The sequence below is a fragment of the Saccharopolyspora sp. NPDC000995 genome, from assembly GCF_053599315.1.
Map to the genome: position 1 here is coordinate 1 of NZ_JBSFLZ010000240.1, position 4188 is coordinate 4188.

Sequence of the window (4188 nt, forward strand, 5' to 3'; positions counted from 1 at the left end):
ACGGTTCCATCTTCGCCCACTGCTCGTTCGTCAGATCACCTCGACCCACACGAAGATCATCTCAAACCGAGATCAACTTCTGAAACAGACCCTAATGCGGTACGAGCGCACAACGCCCCCGTTTACAAGCGGGGGCGTGGTTCCGTAGCGCTTCGTCGAGGTCGATGTTCCGTCGGTTGGCGATCGCGCACACGTAGATCAGGATGTCCGCCAGTTCTTCGTCGACGGTCCCGGTGATCGATGTGCAGTCGCGTACATAAGCTCCCAGATGGTGTCCTTCATCAGGCCCGCCCCCACACTCGGCTGGTCCAGAAAGTGGCGTGAGTCGCTCGTGTCGTTGGAACGACCCAAACGGCTGGCGGCTCTTCATCGGCCGACGTGGACGACGAGCCATCCGCCGTGGTGTTCGTCGACCTCGAAGCGGTGTCCTGCTGCGCGGCCGAGCTCGACCAGGTCCTGGCGGGTGAAGGTGCGGACGTGGCCGTAGGCCGCGGTGGGCTCGTCCTCGAAGGGGACGGCGATCACGACCCGGTGGCGGGCCAACCGAAGCGCCTCGGCCAGCACCACCTCGCCCTGCAGCACGTCCAGGTGTTCCAACAGGTGCACCGCGGTGACCACGTCCACCGACCGGTCCGGCAGCGGCACCCGGGCTGCGTCGCACACCAGGGTGTGCAGTCGGGTACCGCGCGCCTCGGCGACGGCGCTGAGCAGCTGCATGGCTCCTGGCACGAGGTCCGAGGCGATGACCGTGTTCTGGCCGCGCTGGGCCAACAGGAGGGGCAGGAAACCGAAGCAGGAGCCCATGTCCAGCACCCTGCCCGGCGGGACCAGCTGCATGGCCCGGCGGTAGACCGGGGCGAAGCTGGCTATCGACGATGGGGCGGGCTCGTCGACGGGGCGGGACCAGCACTCCTCTATGCGGGCATGGGTGTTGTCGTAGAAGGTCATCCAAGCGCGGAGCGGATCGTCGATGACGGAGCGGACCACCCCGGTGAAGATTCGCTCGAAGATCTCCGCTCCGCTGAGCCATCCCGGGGCGAAGAGCTCCTCTGCGAGGATCCCGGCGAGGTTGTTGTCCAGCTGATCGGGCTGTATCCAGTGGGTGATCTCGACGCGCTGCTTCCGCCGGTGCAGCCTGAAGTGCCGGGTGCGGGTCACCTGAGCGTGGTGGTCGCGGGGTGGTCCGCTGTCCCGGACCACCGTGACCAGCCGGTCAGCGGGCCGATCGGCAGACCCGAGGGGATCGATGCGGTGCAACGCCGCCTGCGCCGGATCGGGTGCGCTCACCGTCCGGTCACCTCCACGGCCATCGTCTCCGCCGCACGCTCCAGGCCCGACAGGTCGCGCACGACTCGCACCTGGCGGCAGTGCTCGGCGTACATCGGCAGATCACACTTCCCGAGCGACCAGGAGTAGCGGGGTTCGGGCGTGAGCCAGAGGGTTTCTCGGGCCCGCCTGGCGATCTCGGCGAACGCTTCAACGCCGGGGTCGTTTCCGTTGCCCCGCCCGTCGCCGAGGATCAGCACGGTGGTGCGGCGGTTAAGTGCGGCGCCGTGCTCTTCCAGGAAAGCAACGAAAGTGCTGCCGTAGTCGGAATTGCCGTCGACGTCGATCACCCCTCCCTGCGGCAGGCCGTCGAAGACGAGTCCGAGAGCGCGTTCCAGCGGGTGGTCGGCGAACAGTTCGGTGATCTCGACCGGTTCGTCGACGAACGCGAACGTGCGGACCTGGCCGAACATCGACTGGAGTCCGTGCACCAGGTGCAGCGTGAAGCGGGCCGTCGACCGCACCGACAGCGACACGTCGGCCAGCACGACCAGGCGCGGTTTGTCCTCGGCGCGGGTGATCGTCACCGGTCGGAAGGGAACGCCGTCGTAGCGCATGTTCCGCCGCATCGTGCGAGCCGGGTGCACCCGCCCCCGCGGCGTGTTGCGGCGTCGACTGGTCAGGGCCCCGCGGAGGCTGTGGGCGATCCGGCGCAGCGATTCCTCCAGTTGCTGCCGTTCCTGCTCGTCGACTCGGTCGAGCCGGCCGCTGGTGATCTCGCGAGACTCCAGCGCCGTGGACTCCAGTTCGGCGAGCCTGGCGAGGTGCCGCTTGAGCAGTTCGGGCAGGTTCTCCAGGACACCGGCGAGCTGACGTCGTGGAGAGGCAAGCGGGTCGTCGGGTTCTTCCTCGCAGGCCAGCCAGTCGAGCAGGGTCTGTTCCTCGGCGACGGAGAGCTGGGTGTCGACCCGGTGGCCCGTGTGGTTCGCGAGCTGGCCGGGAACTCCGGCGTTGTGCAGCCGCTCGGTCTCCAACTGCACGGTTGGCACCGAACCGGTTCCTGCGCCGGTGTCGCTGTTGGAGAAGACGACCTCGTCGGTCATAGCCGCGAGGTCGATCTTGTTGCTCTCTTGGTGCAGGTTGAACTGCTGCGCCAGGTCTTCCGGGGCGAAGTAGTCGCGGATGTCCGCAGGTTTGCCGTGGGTGTGCCCCTGCTGGGGGACGTCGGACGGTTCCTCGGAGACGGTGAAGGACTGCAGATCGCCGGTGTCGGCGAGATCGTCGTGTTCGTGCGAGTGCCCGTGATCGTTGTCGTCCCCGACGACCGGCTGGAGCGTGAAGAACGCGCCGAACACCTCGTCGAAGATTTCCTCGTCGCGCCGGTCCTTGACGAGGGCGACCTTGAGCGCGTCGCGCAACGCGTCCCTGGTGTGGAGCATGCCCGGCTGTGAGGCGCAGCGCATCGCGTCGGTGGCTTCGGACACCGACACGCGCAGGCCGAACAGCCGGAGTAGGCGGACGAACCGGTGCAGAGCGGATTGCATGATGGCCTTCCTTGTCAGCGGCCGCGCGGGTGCCCGCGAAGTCGGGAGCCGGAGGCTAGGGACGACGCCGCGTGGCGGCGCCGAAGGCCCGGTGGCCCTGACCGCCGACCCGTTGCTGCGAAAGGGTTTTGGTGCCTGAGTCGGGTGCGCCGTAGTAGTTCTCGTCGAAACGTCCGGGCAGGTCCTTGGCGGCTCGAACCTCGCGACCGTCGACCTCGTCGTCCTGGTCGTGGTGGTGCCCGTGGCCGTGGCCGTGGCCATGCCCGTGCCCAGTCCCGTGGCCGTGGCCGTGCAGGTCCTCGGGGACCTGCCGATTCGGGTCCACCAGGCGCGGGATGCTGCTGAGGGCCTGCTGGAGGTCGCGCTCGTACTTCACCACCACGTTCACGGTTTCCGAGAGCAGCTCGGCGTCGAGTTCCTCCGCACCGAGTACTGCCAGGGTGCGCGACCAGTCGATGGTCTCCGAGATGCTCGGCGCCTTGCGCAACTTGAGGTTGCGCAGTTCGCGTACCACGGTCACCAGCTGGCGAGCCAGGTTCTCCGGCAGACCGGTGCGCTTGGACCTGACGATCTCCAGCTCGCGTTCGTGATCGGGGTAGTCCAGGAACAGGTGCAGGCAACGGCGTTTGAGCGCAGCAGACAGGTCCCGGGTGTTGTTGGACGTCAGCACGACGTACGGCGGTGTCGTAGCCGAGTAGGTACCGATTTCGGGGACGGAGACCTGGAACTCGGCCAGGCACTCCAGCAGCACCGCCTCCAGCGCTTCGTCGGCCCGGTCGACCTCGTCGACGAGCAGCACCGCCGGTTGTTCGCCGCGGATCGCATCCAACAGGGGCCGGGCGGCGAGGAACCGGTCGGAGAAGAACACGCTGTCCTGCGCACCGATGCGTTCCACCGCAGTGGCGAGGTCCGGCGCGTCGGCGATGACCTCGCCGATCTTGTCACGCAGCATCTGCGTGTAGAGCATCTGCTTGCCGTAATCCCACTCGTAGAGGGCCTTGCTTTCGTCCTGCCCTTCGTAGCACTGCAGGCGCAGCAGGCGTCGGCCGGTGACCTCGGCGAGCTTCTTCGCCAGTTCCGTCTTGCCGACGCCGGCCGGTCCTTCCAGCAACAATGGCTTGTCCAACCTGGACTGCAGGAAGACGGTGGTGGCCAGTCGGCGGTCCGCGATGTAGCCGCACTCGGCGAACTTCGCGATCACCTCCTCGACCGAGTCGAACTGCTCGTGGCCGGTGTGGGGCGGGGCCGAGATGGTGTCGGGCACGGGAACCTCCAGTCGTGAGCGGGGAAGCCGTGGTGCCGCCGGGTCACCGGCGGCGTGCTGATCGTGCTCGGTGCGATGCTCGGCAAGCTGCTCGCGGACTCCGGCGGGGCTTCA

The 4188-nt window shown here is 67.5% G+C and carries 3 protein-coding genes; all 3 read right to left on the minus strand.

Going from position 1 to position 4188, the window contains the following annotated elements:
- Window positions 1–366 precede the first annotated feature (366 nt).
- The 3 genes from mftM to ACWDKQ_RS35335 are packed head-to-tail and all read right to left on the minus strand — an operon-like array spanning window position 367 to window position 4074.
- Window positions 367–1287, minus strand: a complete 921-nt coding sequence (mftM, locus tag ACWDKQ_RS35325; protein ID WP_450143098.1) for a mycofactocin oligosaccharide methyltransferase MftM — start codon at window positions 1285–1287, stop codon at window positions 367–369.
- A complete protein-coding gene (locus ACWDKQ_RS35330) occupies window positions 1284–2810 on the minus strand; it encodes a VWA domain-containing protein (RefSeq protein WP_450143099.1) in 1527 nt (508 codons plus the stop codon). Before ACWDKQ_RS35330 ends, mftM begins: the two co-directional genes overlap by 4 nt.
- Before the next feature lie 55 nt (window positions 2811–2865).
- Window positions 2866–4074 (minus strand): AAA family ATPase, encoded by a 1209-nt coding sequence (locus ACWDKQ_RS35335; RefSeq protein WP_450143100.1) that lies wholly within the window; start codon window positions 4072–4074, stop codon window positions 2866–2868.
- Window positions 4075–4188 lie beyond the last annotated feature (114 nt).